The sequence below is a fragment of the Mesorhizobium sp. M0778 genome (assembly GCF_040320105.1).
Taxonomy (GTDB): domain Bacteria; phylum Pseudomonadota; class Alphaproteobacteria; order Rhizobiales; family Rhizobiaceae; genus Mesorhizobium.
In genome coordinates this window covers 246,201-271,809 of the sequence record NZ_JAMYPA010000005.1, presented here as the reverse complement: position 1 = coordinate 271,809, position 25,609 = coordinate 246,201, and the positions used below count along the sequence as shown (strand labels likewise).

Here is a 25,609-nt window from a genome sequence, read left to right as displayed (position 1 = left end):
CGCTCCTATTCCGCTGCTTCGGCGACCGGCGTCGGCCGAAAGTCGTCCGGGAAATGGTTGAGTGCACTCATCACTGGATATGGGGTGAAGCCGCCGAGAGCGCAAAGCGAGCCGAACTTCATCGTGTTGCAAAGGTCGGTGACCAGCGCGATCTGCTTTTCCGGTTCGATGTTCTCAGCGAGCCGGTCCAGCACCTCGACGCCGCGCGTCGAGCCGATGCGGCAGGGCGTGCACTTGCCGCAGCTCTCGATGGCGCAGAATTCCATGGCGAAGCGCGCCTGCTTCAGCATGTCGGCGCTGTCGTCGAAAACGACGATGCCGGCGTGGCCGATCAGCCCGTCCTTGGCCGCGAACGCCTCGTAGTCGAACGGCGTGTCGAACAGGGCGCGCGGGAAATAGGCGCCGAGTGGGCCACCGACCTGCACCGCTTTGACTGGGCGACCCGTTGCCGTGCCGCCACCGATATCGTCGACGATCTCGCCCAGAGTCATGCCGAACGCCGCCTCGTAGAGACCAGCATATTTGACGTTGCCGGCGATCTGGATCGGGATGGTGCCGCGCGAACGGCCCATGCCGAAATCCTTGTAGAAGGCGGCACCCTTGTCCATGATCACCGGTACCGAGGCCAGCGAAATGACGTTGTTGATCACCGTCGGCTTGCCGAACAGGCCCTTATGCGCCGGCAGCGGCGGCTTGGCCCGCACCTGTCCGCGCTTGCCTTCGAGGCTGTCGAGCAGGGCGGTCTCTTCGCCGCAGACATAGGCGCCGGCGCCGACGCGGACTTCCATGTCGAATGAATTGGGTGACCCGAGCACATTGACGCCGAGCACGCCGGCCCTGCGGGCGATCTCGACGGCCTTCTGCATCACCGCCACCGCATGCGGATATTCCGAGCGGATATAGATGAAGCCCTTGGTCGCGCCGGTGGCGATGCCGGCGATCGCCATGCCTTCGATCAGCACGAAGGGGTCGCCTTCCATGATCATGCGGTCGGCGAACGTACCGGAATCGCCTTCATCGGCATTGCAGACGATGTATTTGCGGTCGGCCGACGTATCGAGGACCGTCTTCCATTTGATGCCGGTCGGGAAGCCGGCGCCGCCACGACCGCGCAGCCCGGACTCGGTCACCTGCTTGACGATGTCGGCCGGTGTCGTCGCCACTGCATTCTGCAGGCCGTTCAGCCCGCCATGCGCCTTGTAGTGATCGAGCGACAGCGGATCGGTGACGCCGCAGCGCGCAAAGGTCAACCGCGTCTGCCTGGCAAGGAACGGGATCTTGTCCGGCGCGCCCAGCCAGCGCTTGTGGTGGCCACCGGTGAGGAAGCCGCAGTCGAACAGGCTTTTGACGTCGGATGGCTTCACCGGCCCATAGGCGACGCGGCCATTGGCCGTCGCCACTTCGACCATCGGCTCGAGGAAATAGGCGCCGCGCGAGCCGTTGCGCACGATCTTGGCCTCGATGCCGCGCTCGGCCAACTCCGCCCGAACCGCCTTGGCGACCCTTTCCGCACCCAGCGCCAGCGCGCCGGAATCGCCGGGAATATAGATACGCGGGATCATGAGCGCACCTCGGCAACGATTTCATTGAGCTTTTCGTCGTCGAGCCGCCCGATCACCTCGCCGTCCAGCATCGCCGATGGCGAGCAAGCGCAAAGGCCAAGGCAATAGACCGGCTCCAGCGTCACCGAACCGTCGCGGGTTGTCTCGTGGAAACCGATGCCCAGCATTGATTTGAGCTTGGCGGCAATCGCATCCGAGCCCATCGACTGGCAGGCTTCCGCCTGGCAAAGCTTCAGCACATGGCGGCCGGCGGGCTGGCTGCGGTAATCGTGATAGAAGGTGACGACGCCATGCACCTCGGCCCTGGAGATGTTCAGCGACTCGGCAATGACCGGCAGCGCGTCCCGCGGCACATAGCCGAACTCTTCCTGTATGCCGTGCAGGATCGGCAACAGCGGGCCTTCGAGGCCTTTCAGCTCGTGGATGATCGCCGCCGTGCGCGATGCGATCTCGGTACTTGCAGGCTGCATCGTCATGCAGCGCCCTCCCTGGTCGTGGCGGTCTTCCGCTAAGTGCTTAGGAAATCAGAGGAAACCCGCTAAATCAATAAAGCCGATCCGTTGCTCGATAGAAATTTTCTATCGATCTCGATCACCAGCATTATCTAGCCTAGCGGCGGGCGCGGAAATCGTCCGCCAGCGCCATTGCCTCGTCCAACAGCGCCGAGACCAGCGGCGTGTGCGGTTCGCGCGGCGCCGCCACCAGCCCGACGGTGTGGCTGGCATCCGGCTCGACGATCGGGATAGCCCGGATCGGCTCGGAAAAGCCGAACGTTTCCGCAAGGTTAAGCGGCATGATGGACGACCATTTGCCGGTGCGGATATGCGAGAACAGCACGATCATCGAGTTGGATTCCAGTGTCGGCCGCACCTGCACGCCGGCTTCGGCCAGATGCTGGTCGATGATGCGGCGGTTCTGCATGTCCGGCGTCAGCAGGCAGAGCGGCAGCTGGGAGAGTTCCGCCCATGTCACTTTGTCGCGGTCGAAATAGGGGTTCCCGACAGCGGTGATCAACTGGTAGCGCTCGTCGTAGAGCGGCACGCTGGTGACGCGTCCGAGCGGCTCGTTGTCGAGATAGGTGATGCCGGCGTCGATGTCGAAATTGCCGAGCAGCGACAGCACCTCGATCGATGTCCGCGACAGCACCGAGAAGGTGACGCCGGGATGCTTTGCCCGAAACGGCGTCGTCAATCGCGCCACCATGGCGAGGGCCGTCGGGATCGCGGCGATGCGGATGCGTCCTGACAGGCCGTGGCGTGCCGCCCGCATCTCCTCGCGCATGGTCCTGCTATCGCCGACGATGCGGCGCGCCCACACCAGCACCTGCTTGCCTTCCGGCGTCAGCCCCTGGAAGCGCGAGCCGCGCAGCACCAGCATCACGCCGAGCTGGCCCTCCAGCTGCTTGATGCCGGCCGAAAGCGTCGGTTGGGTGACGCCGCACACCTCCGCCGCGCGGCCGAAATGTTCTTCCCTGGCGAGTGCTATGAAGAATTCCAGCTTGTCGATCATGCCGTCGGGAGCCTGTCACGGACGCTATGTCCGATCTTAGCGCGCAAGGTCGGGGAAATCGCCTTCGGCCGCAAGCCGCCTGTGCAAATCGCCCGCATCCACATCTTTCAGCCGGCTTACTGTTTCCCGCGATGGAACGCGGCGCTATGTGGATGGGACGGGGTCGTGGACTGGACACGACGGGAGACCGAAACATGCTGGGCTGGTTCCGCAAGCTTTTGCCGCGCGAAGATCGCTTCTTCGACCTGTTCGAGCGGCATTCCCGCACTGTGGTCGGCGGCGCTGAGGCACTGCAGCAGCTTTTGCAGGGCAACGACATCGACCGCTGGTGTCAGACGATCATCGATCTCGAGGACGAAGCCGATCAGATCACCGCGGAAGTTCTGCTGGCCGTGCGCCGCTCCTTCATCACGCCCTTCGATCGCGGCGACATCAAGGACCTGATCCAGTCGATGGATGATGCCATCGACATGATGCACAGGACCGTCAAGACGGTAAGGTTGTTCGAAAAGAAGGAATTCGACCCGCTGATGCAGGAAATGGGGGCCGTCATCGTCGAGGCCGCCAAGTTGGTGGCCGAGGCGATCCCACTGCTCGGCAAGGTCGGGGCGCATACGGTGCGCCTCAACGCCATCGCCGAGGAGGTCATGCGCGCCGAAGGCCGGGCCGACGACCTGCACGAACAGGGCCTGAAGGACCTGTTCAAGCGGCACGGCCGCAGCGATCCGATGGCCTATCTGATCGGCAGCGAGATCTACGGCCAGCTGGAAAAGGTGGTCGACCGCTTCGAGGACGTCGCCAACGAAATCAGCGGCATCGTCATCGAGAACGTATAGTGGAAGCCGCGATAGCCTTTCCGGTGCTGGTCGGCCTTGTCGCCGTCGCACTGTTCTTCGATTTCCTCAACGGCCTGCACGATGCCGCCAACTCCATCGCGACAATCGTCTCCACCCGCGTGCTGAGGCCGCATTATGCGGTGTTCTGGGCGGCTTTCTTCAATTTCATCGCCTTCATGTTCTTCGGTCTTCACGTGGCGGAGACGCTGGGAACCGGCATCATCGACGCCAGCATCGTCACGCCGGCAGTGATCTTCGCAGCACTTGTCGGTGCCATCGTCTGGAATATCGTCACCTGGCTCGTCGGTATCCCGTCCAGCAGCTCGCACGCGCTGATCGGCGGTTTGGTCGGCGCCGGCGTTGCCAAGGCCGGCACCGGCGCCATCGTCTGGGCCGGATTGGGCAAGACGACGGCGGCCATCGTGCTGTCGCCGGCGGCAGGCTTTCTGCTGGCGCTCGTCTTGATCCTCGCGGTCTCCTGGCTGTTCGTGCGGCAGACGCCGTTCGCCGTCGACAGCACCTTCCGCGTCATGCAGTTCTTTTCCGCCTCGCTCTATTCGCTCGGCCATGGCGGCAACGACGCGCAGAAGACCATGGGCATCATCGCCGTGCTGCTTTATTCGCAAGGCATGCTCGGCGCGAATTTTTACGTGCCGCTGTGGGTCGTCATCACCTGTCAGTCGGCGCTGGCGCTGGGCACGTTGCTCGGCGGCTGGCGCATCGTCCACACAATGGGATCGAAGATCACCCGGCTGAACCCGATGCAGGGTTTCTGCGCCGAGACCGGCGGTGCGATCACCCTGTTCGCCGCCACCTGGCTCGGTATTCCGGTATCGACCACACACACGATCACCGGCGCCATCATTGGCGTCGGCGCCGCCCGCCGCGTCTCAGCCGTTCGCTGGGGCATTGCCGGCAACATCGTGGTTGCCTGGATTATCACCCTGCCGGCAACCGCGGTGATTGCGGCCCTCACCTACCTCGCGGTCGGCCTGGCAAGGTGAGAGCACCGCAGCACTGCGCGGCGGCGGTGCGTGAACGCCGTATCTACCTGTCCACAAGGTTCAGGATGTTGCCGTCCGGATCCTTGAACCATGCGACCTTCATGCCCTGACCGACATGAACGTCACCCTCCAGCGTCAGGCCGGGCATGTCGTAATGCTCGAAGGCCACGCCCTTCGATTTCAACGCCTCAACGATTTTGCCGAGCTCGTCGCCGACCGTCCAGGTCACAGCCGTCGCCTTGTTGGTCCCAGCGAAATTCGAACGGTACACGTTGATGCTGGTATCGCCGCTTTTATAGACGATCAGTTCGCCACCTTCATTGTGCACCTCTTTCAGGCCGAGCGTCCCTTCGTAGAAAGCCCTGGCCTTGGCCAGGTCCTTCACTGCGAGATTGGCCGTTGCGTTGCTGTTTGCGAGCATGATCGTCTCCTTCCCTTGATGTCGTGCTCATGCTGCTCCTTCAGATAGGTCGTAGCGGATGGTTGGCGACCGTCGATCAGGCAAATCTGACAGCGTCGGTCCGTTTTCCGGGGCACACCAGGCCGGCTGTTGCTCCACGACTTGGTTCTCTCCGGAAACTGCACTATCTCAGGCGCGAGCTTGCATAAGGAAGATCTGATGTCCGTCACCAAGGAAATCGTCATCGAACGCCTGAAGACGGTCAACGGGCCGGATTTCACCGGCAATATCGTCGACCTCGGCATGGTTTCCGAGATTTTCATTGCCGATGCCAAGGTGTTCTTCTCGATCACCGTTCCCGCCGCCCGTGCCCAGGAGATGGAGCCGCTGCGTGCGGCCGCCGAGCGTGTCGTCAAGGCGATCCCCGGTGTCGCCGGCGCCGTGGTCGCGCTGACGGCGGAAAAGAAGGGCGGCGGCATGGAGGCGCCGGTTCCGCAAAGACCGGCTCAGAGGCCCGCTCCGCCGGCCGCACCTGCTCGTCCCGCGCCGCAGGCGCCCGCCTCGCACAGCCATGGCAAGCGCGGCGTACCAGGCATCGACGCCATCATCGCTGTTGCTTCCGGCAAGGGCGGCGTCGGCAAGTCGACCACCGCCGTCAATATCGCCCTTGGCCTGGCCGCCAACGGGTTGCGGGTCGGCGTGCTCGATGCCGATATTTATGGCCCGTCCATGCCACGTCTGCTCAACATTCATGGCCGGCCGCAGACCGTCGACGGCAAGATCCTGAAGCCGATGCAGAACTATGGCCTCAAGGTCATGTCGATGGGCTTCCTCGTCGATGAGGAGACGCCGATGATCTGGCGCGGGCCGATGGTGATGTCGGCATTGACGCAAATGCTGCGCGAGGTCGAATGGGGACCGCTCGACGTGCTCGTCGTCGACATGCCGCCCGGCACCGGCGACGCCCAGCTGACCATGGCCCAACAGGTGCCGCTGGCCGGCGCCGTCATCGTCTCGACGCCACAGGACCTGGCCCTGATCGATGCGCGCAAAGGCCTCAACATGTTCAGAAAGGTCGACGTGCCGCTGTTGGGCATCGTCGAAAACATGAGCTATTTTCTCGCCCCCGATACGGGGAAACGCTACGACATCTTCGGCCATGGCGGCGCGCGCCGTGAGGCCGAGCGCCTCGGCGTCACCTTCCTTGGCGAAGTGCCGCTCGAGATGGGCATCCGCGAAAGCTCCGATGCCGGCACGCCGGTGGTGGTCTCCAAGCCCGATAGCGCCGAGGCGAAAATCTATCGCGACATCGCCGCCAAGGTCTGGCACCGCGTCAATGAAGAGCGCGGCGCGGCCGAGGCTGCAGTGCCGAGCATCGTGTTTGAGTGATGCGGATGTCCCTCCCCAAGTCGGCCCCTTGAGGGGAGGTGGCCGCAAGGGTCGGGTGGGGTCCGCGACGACATGCTCGAACTTTTCCGGGATAGCGGACTGACAAACCACGATCCCGTCTAGCGCGGAGGCAGATGTGTGTCTATCGCACCAAAGTGCGGATTCGGATGGCGCGTGCCCCTTGCCTGCTCCCGCGCGTTGTCATATCGATTTGTCATACAAATACGGAGACCACGATGGCAGGCGCCCCCACCAGCAAGAAAAAATTTCGCTCGCAGGAGTGGTTCGACAATCCCGACAATCCGGGCATGACAGCACTTTATCTGGAGCGCTACCTGAATTACGGGCTGACGCGGGCCGAACTGATGTCCGGCAAGCCGCTGATCGGCATCGCCCAGACCGGCTCGGACCTGTCGCCCTGCAACCGCCATCACATCGAACTGGCCAAGCGCGTGCGCGAGGGCATCGTCTCGATGGGCGGCATTCCTTTCGAGTTTCCTTGCCACCCGATCCAGGAAACCGGCAAGCGGCCGACAGCTGCGCTCGACCGCAACCTTGCCTATCTCAGCCTGGTCGAGGTGCTCTACGGCTATCCGCTCGACGGCGTGGTGCTCACCATCGGCTGCGACAAGACGACGCCGGCCATGCTGATGGCCGCGGCTACCGTCAACATTCCGGCTATCGCGCTTTCGGTCGGCCCGATGCTCAACGGCTGGCACAAGGGCAAGCGCACCGGCTCCGGCACCATCGTCTGGGAATCGCGCCAGCGCCTGTCGGCCGGCGAGATCGGCTATGACGAGTTCATGGACATCGTCGCCTCCTCGGCGCCGTCGACCGGCTATTGCAACACGATGGGCACCGCTACCACGATGAATTCGCTGGCCGAGGCGCTCGGCATGCAATTGCCGGGCTCGGCCGCAATCCCCGCCCCCTATCGCGAACGCGGCCAGATCGCCTATGAGACTGGAAAGCGCATCGTCGACATGGTGCATGAGGATCTGAAGCCCTCCGACATCATGACCCGCAAGGCCTTCGAGAACGCCATCGTCGTCAATTCGGCGATCGGCGGGTCGACCAATGCGCCGATCCACCTCAACGCCATCGCCCGCCACCTCGGCGTGCCGCTCGACAACAACGATTGGCAGAAGGTTGGCCTCAACATTCCGCTCATCGTCAATCTGCAGCCGACCGGCGAATATCTCGGCGAGGACTATCACCATGCCGGCGGCGTGCCGGCTGTGATCGCCGAACTGATGAAGGGCGGCATGCTGCCCTATCCGGAAGCCATGACCGCTAACGGCAAGACCATCGGCGACAATTGCAGCGGCGCCGTCAACGAGAACCTCGACGTCATCCGCACGGTTGCCGAGCCGCTGAAAGCCAATGCCGGCTTCATCAACCTCAAGGGCAATCTGTTCGATTCGGCGATCATGAAGACCAGTGGCATCTCGCCCGAATTCCGCGAACGCTATCTGTCGAACCCGAAGGACCCGGAAGCGTTCGAGGGCAACGCCATGGTCTTCGACGGCCCCGAGGATTATCACGCCCGCATCGACGACCCGGCACAGGGCATCGACGAGCACACCATTCTGTTCATGCGCGGCGCCGGCCCGATCGGCTATCCCGGCGGCGCCGAAGTCGTCAACATGCAGCCGCCTGCCTATCTGATCAAAAAGGGCATCCACGCGCTGGCCTGTATCGGCGACGGTCGTCAGTCAGGCACGTCGGGCTCGCCGTCGATCCTCAACGCCTCGCCGGAAGCCGCCATCGGCGGCGGCCTGGCGCTGCTGAAGACCGGCGATCGCGTCCGCATCGACCTGCGCAAGGGTACCGCTGACATCCTCGTCAGCGACGACGAGATCACGCGGCGCCGCGCCGAGCTGCAGAACAATGGCGGCTATCACTATCCGAAGCACCAGACGCCGTGGCAGGAAATCCAGCGCGGCATGGTCGACCAGTTTTCCGAAGGCATGGTGCTGAAGCCGGCGGTGAAGTACCAGGATGTGGCTCATACAAGCGGCGTGCCGAGGGACAATCACTGACCAGGGTCCGTCGCACGAGCCGTCAGGTCGCCAGCGTAACGGTCACCTCATTTCTCCCCGTTAACAGCCCGCTAACGGGGAGAAATGCCCGCCACAGAGTTGGACGCGGTCATTTGTCAAAAGCGATTGCTCCCGCGAGAACGGGAATGCTTGACAAGCGGGCGTGACAAATCCACGATCATCGTAAGGGGTGCATCGCGACGACCCCGTGAGGCGTCAGCCCAACGTTCGCGTCCAAGCTTCTCTTTCAAGGAGGTGGACGCCATGCCGTCAACAACCGCTATCACTGTATCGCAACTGTCTCGTCTGATTGGGCTGCCGGGTGCGCCCGCAATCATCGATGTCCGCACCGATGATGACTACAACGCCGATCCGCGCCTGTTGCCGGGCTCAACCCGGCGTGACTTCAAGGCTGTCGCCACCTGGGCTGGCGAATTCACTGGCCAGCAAGTGACGGTCGTCTGCCAACAGGGAAAAAAGCTCTCGCAAGGCGTGGCCGCATGGCTGCGGCACGAGGGCATTGCCGCCGAATCGCTCGAAGGCGGGTTTGAGGCATGGCGCGATGCCAAGGGGCTTTTGGTTCACACCGGCAAGATACCGCCCGCCGATGCCAAGGGCCGCACCGTTTGGGTGACGCGTACGCGCCCGAAGGTCGATCGCATCGCGTGCCCCTGGCTGATCCGACGCTTCATCAATCCTCACGCGGTCTTTCTCTTCGTCGAGCCGGCCGAAGTGGCGGCCGTCGCCGATCGCTTTCAGGCCGTGCCTTTCGACATCGAGAACGTGTTCTGGAGCCACCGCGGCGAACGCTGCACCTTCGATACCATGATCGAGGAGTTCGGACTAAAATCCGAAGCGCTCGATCGCCTCGCCACGATCATACGCGCTGCCGATACTGCGAGCCTCGATCTTGTCCCACAGGCGGCCGGGTTCCTGGCCGCCTCGCTTGGCCTGTCACGGATGTTTCGCGACGATCTGGAGCAGCTCGAGGCCGGCATGCTGCTTTACGATGCGTTCTTCCGCTGGTGCCGCGATGCCACCGAGGAGACGCATAACTGGCCAGCCGCCGGCACGGGCAATCTCGGCGCGGGCAAGCCTTCGTGAGCGCCGTCCTTTCGAAAGAGCCGCCGGAGATCCAAGAGCCGGTTGTGCCGAGCTTCCGGCAGGCCGTGAAAGTCTGGGCGAAAATCGGCGTGCTCAGCTTTGGCGGCCCGGCCGGGCAGATCGCACTCATGCACAAGGAATTGGTCGAGGAACGGCGCTGGATCGGCGAACAGCGTTTCCTGCATGCGTTGAACTACTGCATGCTGCTGCCTGGCCCCGAGGCCCAGCAACTTGCCATCTATATCGGCTGGTTGCTGCACAAAACGGTCGGCGGCCTTGTTGCCGGCATTCTCTTCGTCGTGCCGGGCGCGCTTGTCATGCTCGTCCTGAGCAGCCTCTATGCGCTCTATGGCGATGTACCACTCGTCGCGGCGCTGTTTTTCGGGGTCAAGGCGACCGTGCTCGCCATTGTCATCGAGGCGGTGATCCGGATCGGCAGACGCGCGCTGAAAAACCCCGTCATGGTGTCGATCGCACTCGCCGCCTTCATCGCCATCTACGCGTTGAGCGTGCCGTTTCCGCTGATCGTCCTGCTTGCCGGCCTGGCAGGCTGGATCGGCAATCGTAGTGCGCCGGCATTTTTTTCCGGCGCTTCGCATGGCAAGGGCGATGTTCCCGACATCAAGGGCGTGGTCGATCTGATGTTCGAGCGCGGCGAACTGACCCACGTCAGGCCGACACGATGGCACGCGCCGCGCATCTTGGCGATCTGGCTGCCGATGTGGCTGGGGCCTGTTCTGCTGATCTGGGCTGTCACCGGCCCTGCCAGCGTTTGGACGCAAATCGGTGGCTTCTTCAGTGTCATGGCGGTCGTCACCTTCGGCGGTGCCTACGCAGCCCTTGCCTATGTCGCGCAGGCAGCGGTCGAGTACTTCGGCTGGCTGGCACCCGGTGAAATGGTCGACGGCCTCGGACTTGCCGAAACCACACCGGGTCCGCTCATCCTGGTCTTGCAGTTCGTCGGCTTCGTTGCCGCGTTCCGCCAGCCGGGCTTGCTGGCGCCGCTGCTTGCCGGACTGTTTGGCGGGCTGTTCACGCTGTGGGCGACGTTTACCCCATGTTTCCTGTGGATATTCCTTGGCGCGCCTTACATCGAAGCGCTGCGCGGCAACAAGGCGCTGTCGGCGGCGCTCGGTGCGATCACCGCCGCCGTCGTCGGCGTCATCATGAATCTCGCCCTGTGGTTCGGCTTGCACGTCATCTTCGGCGAAGTGCGCAATGTCGGGCTTGGAATGGACGTGCCGGTGCTTTCATCGATAGACTGGCGCGCGGCGCTGCTTTCCTGTGCCTCGATGATCGCCATTCTGAAGCTGAAAATCGGCATGCTGCCGACGCTTGCCGGATCGGCGCTGGCCGGCGTCTTATTGCTGGCGGCGAGCGGGTAACGCCTCAGCCGCCCATTCTGCCGCGCGGCAGCTTGATCATATCGCCGAAACGGGCGCGCAATTTGTCGTCGACGGGCTTCGGCACATGGCGCGGGAAGCGTTCGGCAAGCACGCGTTTCTTCTCGATGATCGCCCGCTGCAAGATGTCGGGCCTGCCTTTCTCATTCCATTCCTTCGGCGAAAAGCGGTCGCCGACGGCCGGGTAGAAATATTCGGTCTGCATCAGCCGCAGCGTCTGCTCGTTGCCGAGATAATGGCCCGGGCCTTTCAGGCAGACATCGGCGATGGTGTCGATGGACAGCGACTCGTCCGTCACCTCGATGCCACGCACGCAGCGCAGGCAGTGGCCGAGCATGTCGTTGTCGATGATCAGGCTCTCAAGGCAAAAGCCGAGCAGCGAGGCGTGCATGCCGGCCGATTCGTAAACCAGGTTGAGGCCGGCAAGACCGGCCATCACGTCGGTTATGCCCTTTTCGTACCCGGACTGAATGTCAGGCAGTTTCGAATCCGTCATGCCGGCGGCCGAACCGCCCGGCAGGTCGTAAAATTGCGCCATCTGCGCGCAGGCCGCGGTCAGCACCGCCTGCTCGGCCGAACCGCCCGACATGGCGCCGGTCCGGAGGTCCGAGACGAACGGCCAGGTGCCGAAGATTGCCGGGTGGCCCGGCTTGATGGCGTTGACATAGATTAGGCCGACCAGCACTTCGGCGACCGCCTGCACCACGGCACCGGCAATCGCCGCCGGTGCCGTCGCACCTGCCTGGCCTGCCGACAGCAGCAGGATCGGAATGCCGCCCTCGACACAGGCTTCGAGCACGCCGCAGGCGTCCTCGGCAAACTTCATCGGCGGCACGACGAAACAGTTCGAATTGGAGACGAAAGGCCGCGCGCGAAAATTCTCTTCGCCGCCGGCGATGGCATAGAGCATGTCGAGCGCCGGCTTGACGTTCTCACGCACGGTAAACGAGGTGCCGACATGCTTCGACGTGCCCATGACGCAGGCGTAGAGCGTGTTGAAATCCATGTCGAGCGGGTCGGGGATGTCGCGTGGCACCATCGGCCGCTGGAAGAAATGGATGTTGTCGAGCCCCTCGACCAGGCGCGCCGCATCGTAAATGTCCTGCAGCAGCGACTCGCGATACTCACGCTTTTCGACATCGACAAGATGCACCGCAGCACCAGCCGTGCCGTAATGCACACGCTTGCCCTGGATCACCATGTCGTGCTTCGGATCCTGGCCGTGCAGGGTGAAATGCCGCGCCGCTTTCTTGATCGTGTCGAGCACCAGAGCGCGAGGAAAGCGCAGGCGGCCGTCCTCGCCAAGCGTTGCGCCGGCCTTGGTCAGTGCCTCAATGCAGGAGGGGATGGCGTTGGCGAAACCGACCGTCTCCAGAAGGGTAAGCACGGCCTCGTGGATACGTTCGCAATCATTGCCGCTGAGCGGGCTGTAGCTTCCGCCTTCGAGGCCGGCACGCACCGGCTTGACGTCGTCGGCAAGCGGTGCCGCTCGCATGGCGCGGCGCGCCTCGCGCCCGCCGGACCGTCGCGAACGCTGGTCTGCGGACACGTCCTGCTTCTCATGGGCCACCGGCATGAAGGCACTCCAACTTTAGCTGCGAAGCGGGCGCGGCGGTTGGTCCACCATCTGCCTGCTTCGTCCCCTATGTACTCCGACTATGCCGCCGGCATTGGCACAGCCTATGTGCCAGCCGGTCCCGTCGCATATGCCAAGGAGCTAAAGAACCGGAGTCGCGCTACATGCGCCAGGCTCCGGTCGGGGAAGGGAGATCAGGCCGCTGCCGGCCTGCGTCCAGCTGCCGTCGCCAGTTCGCGGATGCCGGGTTCGATGTGCTGCAACGCGATCGAGGAAATGCCCAAGCGCATGAAACGCGATGGCTTTTCGGTGCGGTCGAAGAAGCGGTCGCCAGGCTCGATGATGACGCTGCGCGAGGCCGCGGCCTCCGCCAGCCCACGCGAATCGGTGCCGCGCGGTCCCTCGAGCCAGAGCGACGTGCCGCCGGCCGAATCGGTCGAGCGCCACTCCGGCAGGAAGGCGGAAATCGCATGGACCAGACGCTTGCGCCTCTCGTCGAAGGCGCTCGACAGCCGCCGCACCAGCGCCTCGTGATGGCCGAGCGACAGGAACAATGCGACGGCGCGCTGGTTGTTCGCCGGCGGGTGGCGCAGCATGAAGCGGCGTAGCGCCCGAAGCTCGGAAATCAGCCCGGCCGAGGCGACGATGTAGCCGAGCCTGAGGCCGGGAGCCAGCGTCTTCGACATCGAGCCGACATAGACGACGCGGCCGGAACGATCGAGGCTCTTCAGCGCCTGCTGCGGCGCCTCGTCCAGGAGCTGACTGTCATAGCCGTCCTCGATGATTATCTGGTTGTAGCGGTTGGCCCGCGCCAAGAGATCCTGTCGCCGCTCTGCCGACAGCGGCACCATGGTCGGGCAATGGTGGCTGGGGGTGACGAAGACGAAGCCGGCATCATTGGGAATGGCCGAGGTTACGATGCCGGAGTGGTCGACCGGAACCGGCTGGATGTCGGCGCCGGCCAGCCGGAAGATCGAACGTGCATCCGGATAGCCCGGGTCCTCCATCGCCACCTTCGAGCCCTTGGTCATCAACAGCGTCGCCAGCATGTAGAGCGCGTTCTGCGCCCCCAGCGTCACGATGATTTCGTCCGGATTGGCGAAGATGCCGCGCCGCGGCAGCAGCCGTGCCTGGATCTGCTCGATCAGCAGCGGATCGTCACGGTCGACCATGTCGGACGCCCAGTTGCGGATTTCGAGAACGGCCAGCGCCATGCGGTTGCACTCGCGCCATTCGGCGGTCGGGAACAGCGCCGGGTCGAACTGGCCGTAGACGAAGGGGTAGGACGACTTGATCCAGTTGTCGTGCTTGGCCGGCGGTGGCATGTCGCTCGCCGCGATCTGCCGGCGCGCCTTCCAGTCGATCTCGTTGGCCTGGTCGGGCGCTTTCTGGTGCGGCTTGGCCGGCGTCGCCAGCACTTCGGGATTGACGAAATGGCCGCGGCGCTCGCGCGCCACCAGGAACCCCTGGTCGACCAGCTGCTGGAAGGCCAGCACCACGGTGCCGCGCGCCACGCCGAGTTTTTCGGCAAGAATCCGGCAGGACGGAAGCGGCATGGAAGCCGCGATCTGCCGGTCGAGGATGGCGGCGACGATCGCCTGACGGATCTGCGCCTGCAGGGTCTGACCGGATTCCGCCGAAATCCGGAACAGGCCGGACCATATGGCCGTGTCGTTTCGCTGTGGCATGGGAGATGTTCCTCGATGGCCAGCTTTTTTCACTTGGCTGGACCAGTCGAATGTACCGGTGGCACAAGGTGTTGCGCCAATCAATTTTTCTGATCGCTGGGATTTATGCCAGTGATCCTTTGCGCCGGCCCACGCTGCGCTGCGGCATCGCTGCGCATTGAAACGGATGGAATTCGACCCGATAGTTTGCCGCGACGACACGCGCCGGAAACATCCGGCCTGATAAGATGCATCTCAAGAGACCGGAGCGAAGCAGTGGATCAATCGTCCTTTCAAAAGCAGCTCAATGCGTTGCGCGATCATCGTGCGGTCAAATCGGGCTCGATGCGCGAGGCTTTCGCTGCCGATCCGCAGCGCTTCGAGAAATTCTCCGCCAGCGACGGCGACCTGCTGCTCGACTGGTCGAAATGCGCGGTCGATGCGCGGACGATGGAGTTGCTGGAGAACCTAGCTGAGGCCGCCGACCTCGAAGGCCGGCGCGACGCGATGTTTGCTGGCAACAAGATCAACGTCACCGAAGGCCGCGCCGTGCTGCACACGGCGCTGCGTAACCTTACCGGCAAGGGCATCGTGCTCGACGGCCAGGACGTGAAGGCGGAAGTCCTCGGCGTACTCGACGCGATGGGCGCCTTCGCCGACGCGGTGCGTTCCGGCAAGGCGGCCGGCGCCACCGGCAAGAAGATCACCGACATCGTCAACATCGGCATCGGCGGCTCCGACCTCGGCCCGGCCATGGCGACGCTGGCGCTGGCGCCCTATCATGACGGTCCGCGCGCACATTACGTGTCCAATATCGACGGTGCCCATATCCACGACACGCTGAAGGGTCTTTCCGCCGAGACCACCCTGTTCATCATCGCCTCCAAGACCTTCACTACGGTCGAGACGATGACCAACGCCGAGACGGCACGCAGATGGGTCGAGAAGGCGCTCGGCAAGGAAGCGGTCGGCAAGCATTTCGCTGCCGTCTCGACGGCGCTCGACCTGGTCGCCAAATTCGGCATCGCGCCCGATCGCGTCTTCGGCTTCTGGGACTGGGTCGGCGGTCGTTATTCCGTCTGGGGTGCGATCGGCCTGCCGGTGATGATCGCCATAGGCCCTAAGGATTTTCGCGCCTTTCTCGACGGCGCCCATGAGATGGACGAGCATTTCCGCACCGCGCCGCTGGCGAACAACCTGCCGGCGCTGATGGGGCTGATCGGCTGGTGGCATCGCGTGATCTGCAAATATCCCGCTCGCGCCGTCATCCCTTACGATCAGCGTCTGTCCAGGCTGCCGGCCTATCTGCAGCAGCTCGACATGGAATCGAACGGCAAGAGCGTCACCCTGGATGGCGGTGCTGTAACGACGCCGACCGGCCCACTGGTCTGGGGCGAGCCCGGCACCAACGGCCAGCACGCCTTCTTCCAGCTTCTGCATCAGGGCACCGATTTCATTCCGGTCGAATTCCTCGCCGCTGCCGTCGGCCACGAGCCGGAACTGAAGCATCATCACGACCTTCTGCTCGCCAATTGCCTGGCGCAGTCGGAGGCCTTCATGAAGGGCCGCACGCTGGAGGAAGCCCGCGCGCAGATGCTGGCGAAAGGCATGGCGCCCGCCGACGTCGACAGGATCGCCCCGCACCGCGTCTTCTCCGGCGACCGCCCCTCGGTGACGATCCTCTACAGGAAGCTCGACCCCCACACATTCGGACGGCTGATTGCGCTTTACGAACACCGCGTCTTCGTCGAAGGCACGCTGTTCAATATCAACTCCTTCGACCAATGGGGCGTCGAACTCGGCAAGGAACTGGCGACCGGGCTGCTGCCCGTCGTTGAAGGCAAGGAGAATGCCGCAAAGCGGGATGCCTCGACGACTGGATTGGTGGAACACATCCACCGCTTGCGTGGCTCGGAGTGAAAAGCTTGGCGGACATCAAGGGAATATTGTTCGACAAGGACGGCACGCTCGTAGATTTCAACGCGACATGGCTGGGCATCGCCGACTTCATGGCGATGGATGCGGCCGAAGGCGATCGCTGGAAAGCAGACAGGCTGCTTGCGGCGGCAGGCTTCGATTTCGCCACCAAGCGCTTCAAGCCGGATTCGATCTTTGCCTCCGGCACCAACATGGATGTCGTCGAGCTGTGGTTCCCGCGGCTGTCCGATGAGGACCAGATGCTTGCCGTCGCCCGCTTCAATGCCATCACCTCGGCGCAAGGATCGGCGATGGCGGTGGCGCTGCCGGGCGTGGTCGAGACGCTTGGGCTGCTTCACAGAAAATCCTACCGGCTTGGCGTCGCCACCAATGACTCAACCAGCGGCGCGGAAAAGACCCTAGTCACGCTGGGCGTCGCCCAGCTGTTCGAAGCCGCCTATGGTTACGACGCGGTGGCCAATCCAAAACCGGCGCCGGATACGATCCTTGCCTTCTCGGATCTGACAGGGCTAAGGCCGGCAACGATCGCCGTGGTCGGCGACAACCGTCACGATCTGGAAATGGCGCGTGCCGGCGGCTGCGGCCTGGCGATCGGCGTGCTGTCCGGCACCGGCACACGTGAATCGCTATCGCAGATCGCCGACGTCATCCTGGATTCGGTTGCCGATCTGCCCGATTTTCTTGCGGCCCGAGTCAGCGAGACGGCTTGAGCGCGCAGCTATCCGGCTCGAACGAAAACACGCCGCTTGGTTTCATCGCCGCATTCCTGCCGTCGCCGACATCCGGCACCTCGTATTCGGCCAGCAGGCGAAGCCGCGAGCGGGGCAGATAGGCGCGGCCCGGATCGCCGATCAGCACGGCGATGCCGGCAGCAAGGCAGCGGTCGAGGAAGGGAACGATCCGGCCGGCAAGATCGTGGGCGTAAAACAGGTCGCCGACCATCACGATATCCACTGGTGGCGGCGGACCGCCGGTGATGTCTTCGCCAATGGTCATGATAGCGACGCCGTTCGCAGCCGCATTGAGGCCGAGCGCGGCCACGCCATTGCGGTCGATCTCTGCTGCGACGACCTCGCTGGCTCCGGCCTTTGCCGCTGCGATGCCGACAAGGCCCGAGCCGGCACCGAGGTCGAGCACGCGCCGCCCGGCCACGGTCTCCGGCCGGTCGATTATGTAGCGGGCGAGCACCGCGCCGCCGGCCCAGGCATAGGCCCAGTACGGTGGCTCCGGTTCAGGTCGGTCTTCTTCAATCCCGTGTTGGTTCCACTCGACAAGCCGCCTGAGCCCGCTTCCCGGATGGGCGGTGTAAAGCTGGATTTCGGGAAGCGCAGGCACGGCGGTGATCCGCATGTTCGCCCGGATGAAGTCTGCCGGGTCTGGATGCGAACCTATACCCACGGTGTTGGCGCCGGCGATGCAATCGCTCAAGCGGCGCCTAGCCCCGCAACGCTCGTCGCAGAATCTTGCCGACCGGTGTCTTCGGCAGCTCGGGGCGGAACTCGATATATCTGGGGCGCTTGTAGCCGGTCAGGTTCTCGCGGCAATAAGCCGTCAGCATCTCGGCGGTCAGTGCCGGGTCCTTCTTGACGACGAACAGCTTTGGAACTTCACCCGAATGCTCGTCCGGTACGCCGATCGCCGCCACTTCGAGCACGCCCGGATGCTGCGCCACCACCTCCTCGAGTTCGTTCGGATAGACGTTGAAGCCGGAAACCAGGATCATGTCCTTCTTGCGATCGACGATCTTGGTGTAGCCACGCTCGTCCATGAAGCCCATGTCGCCCGACTTGAAGAAGCCGTCCTCTGTCATCACCTTGGCGGTCTCGTCCGGCCGGTTCCAATAGCCGGCCATCACTTGCGGTCCGCGAATGCAGATTTCGCCGACCTCGCCGAGCGGCAAATTGTTGCCGTCGTCGTCGCGGATGGCGATCTCGGTCGAGGGCAGCGGCAGGCCGATCGTGCCGGTGTAGACTCCGTCGCTGAATTTGTTGGCGGTCGCCCCCGGCGAGGTTTCGGAGAGTCCATAGGCCTCGCTGATCGGGCAGCCGGTCAGCGCCTTCCAGCGCTCGGCGATGCCCTTCTGCACTGCCATGCCGCCACCCAGCGTCAGGATCAGCGGCTTGAAGTCGAGCCTGCGAAAATCCTCATTATTGAGCAGCGCATTGAACAGCGTGTTGAGGCCAGGAAAGATGTGGATCGGGTATTTCTGCAGCTCCTTGACGAAGCCGGGAATGTCGCGCGGATTGGGGATGAGCACGTTCTGCGCGCCCTGCTGCATTCCCATCATCGCGTTCACTGTGAGCGCAAAGATATGATAGAGGGGCAGCGCGCAGAGGAAGTTCATATGCGCCGGTTTCGGCTTGACCGTGTAGGCGTCTTCGACCCAGAGCGCGTTCTGCGCGACGTTCGCCAAGACATTGCTGTGCAAAAGCATCGCGCCCTTGGAGATGCCGGTCGTACCGCCCGTAAATTGCAGGAAGGCGATGTCGCCGGCCACGACCTCGGCGGGTTTGAAGGTCGCGCCGGCGCCGGCCTTCAATGCGGCGTTGAATTTGACATGGCCGGGCAGCGACCATGCCGGCACCATCTTCTTGACGCGGCGCACGACGAAGTTGACGATCGTTCCCTTGAGCCCGCCGAGCATGTCGCCCATCGTGGCGACCACGACATGCTTGACCGCGGTCCTGGCGATCACCGCCTGCAAGGTGCAGGCGAAATTTTCGAGGATGACAATGGCTTGAGCGCCGGAATCCTTGAGCTGGTGCTCAAGCTCGCGCGGCGTGTAGAGCGGATTGATGTTCACCACGACATAGCCGGCGCGAAGCACCGCCATCATCGCCACCGGATATTGCAGCACGTTCGGCATCATCAGCGCGACACGTGCGCCCTTCTGCAGCCCCTTTGATTGCAAATAGGCGCCGAAGGCAGCCGACTGTCGCTCAAGATCGGCATAGGTGATCGATTTGCCCATGCAGACGAAGGCCGGCCGGTTCGCAAACTGCTTGCAGGCGGCGACGAGAAAGTCACCGATCGAGCTGGAGGGCAGGGCGCCGATCTCGGCCGGCACGATCTTTGGGTAACTCTGGAGCCACGGTTTTTCAGGCAGGCCGGCGGCCAGCGAGGTGATCGCCTTCGGCAATCTTCTGGCTGAAGCTGCCGCCTGTTTGGGCGCTGTCGGCACTGCCTCCGCCGCCGGCTTGACGGTGGGGTACTTTGCGGCAGGCGCCGTCTTGCCGGCTGCCGGCTTGGCAGTCTTTCCAGCCGCGGTCTTCGCCGGCTTCGCACTTGCCTTCGCGGTAGTCTTCGGCTTGGCGGCGGCCGCTTTTGGCTTGACCGCTTTCGATGTTGCCTCGGCCTTTGCTTTCGCCGCGGTTGTTGTCTTTGCCGGTTTTGCCACCTGTCGCTCCCTCAATCGTTCTTATTGTTTCGGCACGCTTGAGCGCCACCGCCGCCCCTGACAAACAAAGGTATCCCACGCTTGCCGCAATGTCCGGAGCCTGGGAAATCCAGCACGCTGTCCATCCATCTATGTATTGCCACTAGCGGCGGCCGTGCAAGCCTCGCCCACGTGGCAGTGCGGCAAGACTTGCCGTCAAAGCTCTCGGCCGCGACCGGTTTTCGGGCGCGCATCTCTTGAACCGAACGGCTCGATTCCCCGAATTGGCGGCATCGCCGATCAACAAAAAATTGAAGTCGCTAATAATGTCGTGATCTGCGGATTTGGCTCGTTTTTTCCACAATTCGCCGCATGCCGGAATTTTTTTCTGCTTCCCGTGGGTTAGGCAAACAAGCAGTTCCAAAGCCAGAAAAACGGTGCTTATATGCGGCCTTCGCGAGCCTGATAGAGGGGCTTGGAAGAACATCAGGGAGTGCTCAATGAAAAAGAAACTGACTTTTGCAGCCGCGTTGCTGGCTGCAAGCGTCCTCGGCGGCATGGCCAATGCAAAACAACTGGTCTATTGCTCGGAGGCATCGCCGGCCGGCTTCGACCCGTCGCCATGGAGCGGCGGCAACGACTTCGACGCTTCGTCGCGCACCATCTATTCGCGCCTGGTCGAGTTCGAGCATGGCAAGACCACCATCTCGCCCGGCCTGGCGGAGAGCTGGACGGTTTCCGACGACGGTCTCGAATACACCTTCAAGCTTCGCCCGGGTGTGAAATTCCAGACGACGGATTATTTCACGCCCACGCGCGACCTCAACGCCGACGACGTGATCTTTTCCTTCGAACGCCAGTGGAAGAAAGAAAGCCCCTGGTACAGCTATCTGGAAGGCACCGGCTGGGAGTATTTCACCGGCATGGGCTTCCCCGATCTCCTGAAGGAAATCGTCAAGGTCGACGACCTGACGGTGAAGTTCGTGCTGAACAAGCCTGAAGTCGCGTTCCTGCCGGACCTCGGCATGGATTTCGCCTCGATCGTTTCCAAGGAATATGCCGACCAGCTCGACAAGGCCGGCACCAGGCAGCAGTTCACCCAGAAGCCAGTCGGCACTGGTCCGTTCCAGTTCGTCGACTATCAGGTCGATGCGGTCGTGCGCTATGCGGCATGGGACGGCTACTTTGGCGGCCGCCAGAAGATCGACGATCTGATCTTCGCCATCACGCCCGATCCGGCCGTGCGCGCGCAGAAGCTGAAGGCAGGCGAGTGCGATATCATGTCATACCCGGCGCCGGCCGACATTGCCGGGCTGCAGGGTGACGCGAACCTCAAAGTCGACGAGCAGGAAGGCCTGAACATCGGCTATCTCGCCTACAACACGACGCTGCCGCCGTTCGACAAAGTCGAGGTCCGCAAGGCCCTCAACATGGCGGTAAACAAGAAGGCGATCATCGACGCGGTCTATCAGGGCGCCGGCGCGCCGGCCATCAACCCGATCCCGCCGACCATGTGGTCCTATAACAAGGACATCAAGGACGATCCCTATGATCCGGAGGCGGCCAAGAAGATGCTGGCCGATGCAGGCGTCAAGGATCTGTCGATGAAGATCTGGGCTATGCCGGTCAGCCGCCCCTACAACCCGAACGCCCAGCGCGTCGCCGAGTTGATCCAGGCCGACTATGCCGCCGTCGGCGTCAAGGCGGAGATCGTCAGCTACGAATGGACCGAGTATCGCCAGCGCGGCAAAGCTAAGGATCGCGACGGCGCCTTCCAACTGGGCTGGACCGGTGACAATGGCGATCCGGACAACTTCTTTTTCCTGCTCGGTTGCGATGCCATCGGCCAGTCCAATTATGCGATCTGGTGCAACCAGGAATTCGAAGCCCTGCTGAAAAAAGGCAAGGCGACGACGGACGTCGCCGAGCGCACCAAGATCTACGAGGAAGCTCAGGTGGTGTTCAAGCGTGAGGCTCCGTGGCTGACCATCGCCCACTCCAAGGTCTTCATGCCGATGAACAAGAAGGTGTCGGGCTTCGTTATGGACCCGCTCGGCATTCATCGGTTTGACGGCGTCGACGTCACCGAATAGTCCTGAGAAATTGAACGGCGGCGCTGGACTTCCTGCGCCGCCGTTCTATGAAGCAAGATGCTCCGTTATCTCCTCCACAAGCTCGCTTTGATCATCCCGACCGTGTTCGGCATATCGCTGGCGGCGTTCGCTTTCGTCCGGCTTCTGCCCGGCGATCCCATCCTGGCCCTGGCCGGCGAGCGCGGCGTCAGCCCCGAACGCTACGCCCAGCTCATCGAGCAGTTTGGCTACAACCGGCCTTATGTCATCCAGTACCTGGAATATATCGGCAGGGTCCTGACCGGCGATTTCGGCATATCGATTGCCACCAAGCGGCCAGTGCTCGGCGAATTCCAGGCGCTGTTTCCAGCCACGCTGGAACTGGCGACGGTGGCGTTGATCATCGCCGTCCTGCTCGGCATTCCTGCCGGTATCTTCGCGGCGGTCAAGCGCGGCTCGTGGTTCGACCAGGCGACGATGGGTGTCGCGCTGACCGGCTATTCGATGCCGATCTTCTGGTGGGGGTTGCTGCTCATCATCTTCTTCTCCGGTTATCTCGGCTGGACGCCGGTTTCCGGCCGCATCGGCCTGCAGTATTTCTTCAGGCCGACGACCGGGTTCATGCTCATCGACAGCCTGATCTCCGGCAGGAGCGGCGCTTTCAAATCCGCCGTCAGCCATTTGATCCTGCCGTCCATCGTGCTGGCGACGATCCCGCTTGCCGTCATAGCGCGCCAGACTCGCTCGGCGATGCTCGAGGTGCTGGGCGAGGACTATGTCCGCACCGCGCGCGCCAAGGGCCTGGCGCCGCGCCGTGTCATCGGGCTGCACGCTTTTCGCAACGCGCTGATTCCGGTGGTCACCACCATCGGACTGCAGGTCGGCACGTTGATGGCGGGCGCCATTCTTACCGAAACCATTTTTTCCTGGCCCGGCATCGGCAAATGGATGATCGACGCCATCGGCAAGCGCGACTATGTCGTCGTTCAGAGCGGATTGCTGATCATCGCGCTGATCGTCATGGCGGTGAACCTGATCGTCGACGTGCTCTACGCCGTCATCAATCCGCGCATCCGGGTGCAGTGAGATGACCGACGAATCCGCCGCCGAAGCCACCGCTGCCTCCATCCCGACAGGCGGCAGGCAACGCGCCTTCGCCGAGTTCTGGCACTACTTCTCGATGAACACCGGCGCGGTCATCGGCCTTGTCGTGTTTTCGGCGTTGGTGCTGGTGGCGGTCTTTGCGCCGTTCGTCGCGCCGCATTCGCCCGACGAGCAGTTTCGCGATGCGCTGCTGGCGCCCCCTGCCTGGCAGCAAGGCGGCAAATCGATGTTCCTGCTCGGCACCGATGCGGTCGGCCGCGACATGCTTTCGCGGTTGATTTTCGGGGCGCGTTTCTCGCTGTTCATCGGCCTGGTGGTGGTCGTCTTCTCGCTCACCAGCGGCATCGTGCTTGGCGTGCTCGCCGGCTATTTCCGCGGCTGGGTCGACACGCTGATCATGCGCATCATGGATATTATCCTGGCCTTCCCGTCGCTGCTTCTGGCGCTGGTGCTGGTGGCGATCCTCGGCCCCGGGCTGTTCAACGCCATGCTGGCGATCGCGCTGGTGCTGCAGCCGCATTTTGCGCGTCTCACCCGCGCCGCCGTGATGGCCGAAAAGAACCGCGAATATGTCATCTCCGCCAAGGTGGCTGGTGCCGGTCATCTTCGCTTGATGGTGAGGACGATCTTGCCGAACTGCCTGGCACCGCTGATCGTGCAGGCCACCCTGTCCTTCTCCAACGCCATTCTCGAGGCTGCGGCGCTCGGCTTCCTCGGTGTCGGTGCGCAGCCGCCGACGCCGGAATGGGGCACGATGCTCGCCTCGGCGCGCGAGTTCATCCTGCGCGCGCCTTGGGTAGTGACCTTCCCCGGCCTTGCCATTCTGATCACTGTGCTTGCCATCAATCTGATCGGCGACGGCCTGCGCGATGCCTTCGATCCCAAGCTGAAGAGGTCATAATCCAATGCCTCTTCTCGAGATCAAGAACCTGACCGTTTCCTTCGACACCGCCGCTGGACCATTCATGGCGGTACAAGGCATCGACCTGTCGGTCGAACCGCGCGAGGTGTTGGCGATCGTCGGCGAATCCGGTTCCGGAAAATCAGTGGCAATGCTGGCGGTGATGGGGCTTTTGCCCAACACGGCGACGGTGAGGGCGGACCGCATGGCCTTCGACGGCATCGACCTGCTTAAGCTCGGCCCGTCCGAGCGGCGCAAGATTGTCGGCAAGGACATCTCGATGATCTTCCAGGAGCCGGTCGCCAGCCTCAACCCGTGCTTTACCGTCGGCTTCCAGATTGAGGAGGTGCTGCGCTTTCACATGGGCATGGACCGCGCCCAGCGCCGGGCACGCGCCATCGAACTGATGAAGTTGGTCGGCATCGCCGACCCTGAGGAACGGCTGGGCTCCTTCCCGCACCAGATGTCGGGCGGCCAGTGCCAGCGCGTCATGATCGCCATCGCCATCGCCTGCAATCCCAAGCTTTTGATCGCCGACGAGCCAACCACGGCCCTCGACGTCACCATCCAGAAGCAGATCCTCGATCTGCTGGTCGGCCTGCAGGCCAAATACGGCATGGGCCTGATCATGATCACCCACAATATGGGGGTGGTTGCCGAGACCGCCGACCGTGTCATCGTCCAATACAAGGGCCGCAAGATGGAAGAGGCCGACGTGCTGTCGCTGTTCGAATCCCCCAAGAGCAATTACACGAGCGCGCTTCTGTCGGCGCTGCCGGAAAACGCCGTCGGCGACCGGTTGCCTACTGTTTCCGACATGCTGTTCGAGCCGGCCCCATCTGTAGTCGCAGCCCGATCCGCGGGAGGAACCGCCACATGAGCGTGACGGTAGTCGAAGGCAAGAACATCGTGCGCGACTATCATGTCGGCGGCGGGCTTTTCCGCCCCTCCCGTACGGTTCACGCGGTCAAGGGTGTTTCGTTCAGCGTCGACAAGGGCAAGACGCTGGCCATCGTCGGCGAGAGCGGCTGCGGCAAGTCAACGCTCGCCCGCATCATCACTCTGATCGACCCGGCGACCTCCGGCGAGCTTTTCATCGACGGCAAGAAGGTAGACATCGCGAGGGACGGCCTGTCGAAGGAAATGCGCCGCAAGGTGCAGATTGTCTTCCAGAACCCCTATGGTTCGCTCAATCCACGCCAGAAGATCGGCGACGTGCTTGGCGAACCGCTGCTCATCAACACCGACAGCACGGCCGGCGAGCGGCGCGATCTCGCCATGAAGATGCTGAAAAAGGTCGGTCTCGGCCCCGAGCACTACAATCGCTACCCGCATATGTTTTCGGGCGGCCAGCGCCAGCGCATCGCCATTGCCCGCGCGCTGATGCTCAACCCCAGCCTCCTGGTGCTGGACGAGCCGGTCTCGGCACTTGATCTTTCGGTGCAGGCGCAGGTTCTGAATCTGCTCGCCGACCTGCAGGATGAGTTTCAACTGACCTATGTTTTCATCAGCCACGACCTGTCGGTGGTGCGCTATATCGCCGACGATGTGATGGTGATGTATTTCGGCGAAGCGGTCGAATACGGCTCGCGCGACGAGGTCTTCGCCGACCCCAAGCACAGCTATACCAGGACGCTGTTCGCGGCGACGCCGCGTGCCGACGTCGCCAGCATCAAGGCAAGATTGGCGAAAAAGAAGGCCGCCTGATCCGGCGAGGTTTGCCGGC

The 25,609-nt window shown here is 63.1% G+C and carries 21 protein-coding genes; 13 read left to right on the top strand and 8 right to left on the bottom strand.

From position 1 onward, the window contains the following. Positions 1-5: 5 nt before the first annotated feature. From NKI22_RS10095 to NKI22_RS10085, 3 genes are all read right to left on the bottom strand, one after another. Positions 6-1,562, bottom strand: coding sequence for a formate dehydrogenase beta subunit (locus NKI22_RS10095; protein WP_352851480.1), 1,557 nt, complete (start codon positions 1,560-1,562; stop codon positions 6-8). Next, positions 1,559-2,038 carry a formate dehydrogenase subunit gamma gene (locus NKI22_RS10090; protein ID WP_352851482.1) on the bottom strand — a complete coding sequence of 160 codons (480 nt, stop codon included), beginning with the start codon at positions 2,036-2,038 and terminating at the stop codon, positions 1,559-1,561. Before NKI22_RS10090 ends, NKI22_RS10095 begins: the two co-directional genes overlap by 4 nt. A 133-nt stretch (positions 2,039-2,171) precedes the next feature. After that, positions 2,172-3,071: a LysR family transcriptional regulator gene (locus tag NKI22_RS10085; protein ID WP_023717897.1), complete on the bottom strand. Its 900-nt coding sequence runs from the start codon at positions 3,069-3,071 to the stop codon at positions 2,172-2,174. Between the two features lie 194 nt (positions 3,072-3,265). Here NKI22_RS10085 and NKI22_RS10080 point away from each other — a divergent pair, with 194 nt between their 5' ends. Next, positions 3,266-3,907, top strand: a complete 642-nt coding sequence (locus NKI22_RS10080) for a DUF47 family protein (RefSeq protein WP_352958398.1) — start codon at positions 3,266-3,268, stop codon at positions 3,905-3,907. After that, on the top strand, positions 3,907-4,911 hold the full coding sequence (locus tag NKI22_RS10075; RefSeq protein WP_352493734.1) for an inorganic phosphate transporter: 1,005 nt from the start codon (positions 3,907-3,909) through the stop codon (positions 4,909-4,911). Before NKI22_RS10080 ends, NKI22_RS10075 begins: the two co-directional genes overlap by 1 nt. Before the next feature lie 43 nt (positions 4,912-4,954). On the opposite strand, the gene NKI22_RS10070 is transcribed toward NKI22_RS10075, so the two are convergent. Then, entirely contained in the window at positions 4,955-5,332 is a 378-nt protein-coding gene (locus NKI22_RS10070; protein ID WP_352493735.1) for a VOC family protein, read from the bottom strand. Between the two features lie 195 nt (positions 5,333-5,527). On the opposite strand from NKI22_RS10070, the gene NKI22_RS10065 reads away from it, so the two are divergent. The 4 genes from NKI22_RS10065 (at position 5,528) to chrA (ending at position 11,231) form a co-directional block, all read left to right on the top strand. Next, on the top strand, positions 5,528-6,700 hold the full coding sequence (locus tag NKI22_RS10065) for an Mrp/NBP35 family ATP-binding protein (protein WP_352483316.1): 1,173 nt from the start codon (positions 5,528-5,530) through the stop codon (positions 6,698-6,700). A 236-nt stretch (positions 6,701-6,936) separates the two neighbouring features. Further along, a complete protein-coding gene (locus NKI22_RS10060) occupies positions 6,937-8,742 on the top strand; it encodes an IlvD/Edd family dehydratase (RefSeq protein WP_352483298.1) in 1,806 nt (601 codons plus the stop codon). A gap of 264 nt (positions 8,743-9,006) precedes the next feature. Then, positions 9,007-9,846 carry a chromate resistance protein ChrB domain-containing protein gene (locus NKI22_RS10055; RefSeq protein WP_023717891.1) on the top strand — a complete coding sequence of 280 codons (840 nt, stop codon included), beginning with the start codon at positions 9,007-9,009 and terminating at the stop codon, positions 9,844-9,846. After that, positions 9,843-11,231, top strand: coding sequence for a chromate efflux transporter (gene chrA / locus NKI22_RS10050; RefSeq protein ID WP_352851484.1), 1,389 nt, complete (start codon positions 9,843-9,845; stop codon positions 11,229-11,231). The genes NKI22_RS10055 and chrA overlap by 4 nt, the downstream gene beginning before the upstream one ends. A gap of 4 nt (positions 11,232-11,235) precedes the next feature. On the opposite strand, the gene NKI22_RS10045 is transcribed toward chrA, so the two are convergent. Further along, on the bottom strand, positions 11,236-12,825 hold the full coding sequence (locus tag NKI22_RS10045) for a trimethylamine methyltransferase family protein (protein WP_023717889.1): 1,590 nt from the start codon (positions 12,823-12,825) through the stop codon (positions 11,236-11,238). 194 nt (positions 12,826-13,019) lie between these two features. After that, on the bottom strand, positions 13,020-14,513 hold the full coding sequence (gene pdxR, locus NKI22_RS10040) for a MocR-like pyridoxine biosynthesis transcription factor PdxR (RefSeq protein WP_023717888.1): 1,494 nt from the start codon (positions 14,511-14,513) through the stop codon (positions 13,020-13,022). Between the two features lie 255 nt (positions 14,514-14,768). Between pdxR and pgi the strand changes: the two genes are divergently transcribed. Next, a complete protein-coding gene (gene pgi, locus NKI22_RS10035; protein WP_352815815.1) occupies positions 14,769-16,412 on the top strand; it encodes a glucose-6-phosphate isomerase in 1,644 nt (547 codons plus the stop codon). A 5-nt stretch (positions 16,413-16,417) separates the two neighbouring features. Then, positions 16,418-17,140 carry an HAD family hydrolase gene (locus NKI22_RS10030; RefSeq protein ID WP_352815813.1) on the top strand — a complete coding sequence of 241 codons (723 nt, stop codon included), beginning with the start codon at positions 16,418-16,420 and terminating at the stop codon, positions 17,138-17,140. Here the strand turns inward: NKI22_RS10030 and NKI22_RS10025 are convergent. Continuing rightward, on the bottom strand, positions 17,124-17,780 hold the full coding sequence (locus tag NKI22_RS10025) for a class I SAM-dependent methyltransferase (RefSeq protein WP_352815838.1): 657 nt from the start codon (positions 17,778-17,780) through the stop codon (positions 17,124-17,126). The two genes, NKI22_RS10030 and NKI22_RS10025, sit on opposite strands and share 17 nt — an antisense overlap. An 85-nt stretch (positions 17,781-17,865) precedes the next feature. Further along, a complete protein-coding gene (locus tag NKI22_RS10020; RefSeq protein ID WP_352815811.1) occupies positions 17,866-19,827 on the bottom strand; it encodes a long-chain fatty acid--CoA ligase in 1,962 nt (653 codons plus the stop codon). Positions 19,828-20,306: 479 nt separating this feature from the next. Here NKI22_RS10020 and NKI22_RS10015 point away from each other — a divergent pair, with 479 nt between their 5' ends. Genes NKI22_RS10015 through NKI22_RS09995 form a run of 5 tightly spaced genes read left to right on the top strand, consistent with a single transcriptional unit; the run spans position 20,307 to position 25,590 of the window. Further along, positions 20,307-21,899 (top strand): ABC transporter substrate-binding protein, encoded by a 1,593-nt coding sequence (locus NKI22_RS10015; protein WP_023717882.1) that lies wholly within the window; start codon positions 20,307-20,309, stop codon positions 21,897-21,899. 57 nt (positions 21,900-21,956) lie between these two features. After that, complete coding sequence (locus tag NKI22_RS10010; RefSeq protein WP_023676822.1) at positions 21,957-22,964, top strand: ABC transporter permease subunit; 1,008 nt, start codon at positions 21,957-21,959, stop codon at positions 22,962-22,964. 1 nt (position 22,965) lies between these two features. Further along, a complete protein-coding gene (locus NKI22_RS10005; protein WP_023717881.1) occupies positions 22,966-23,883 on the top strand; it encodes an ABC transporter permease subunit in 918 nt (305 codons plus the stop codon). A gap of 4 nt (positions 23,884-23,887) precedes the next feature. Further along, entirely contained in the window at positions 23,888-24,763 is an 876-nt protein-coding gene (locus NKI22_RS10000; protein WP_352483290.1) for an ABC transporter ATP-binding protein, read from the top strand. Then, entirely contained in the window at positions 24,760-25,590 is an 831-nt protein-coding gene (locus NKI22_RS09995) for a dipeptide ABC transporter ATP-binding protein (protein ID WP_352483289.1), read from the top strand. The genes NKI22_RS10000 and NKI22_RS09995 overlap by 4 nt, the downstream gene beginning before the upstream one ends. Positions 25,591-25,609 lie beyond the last annotated feature (19 nt).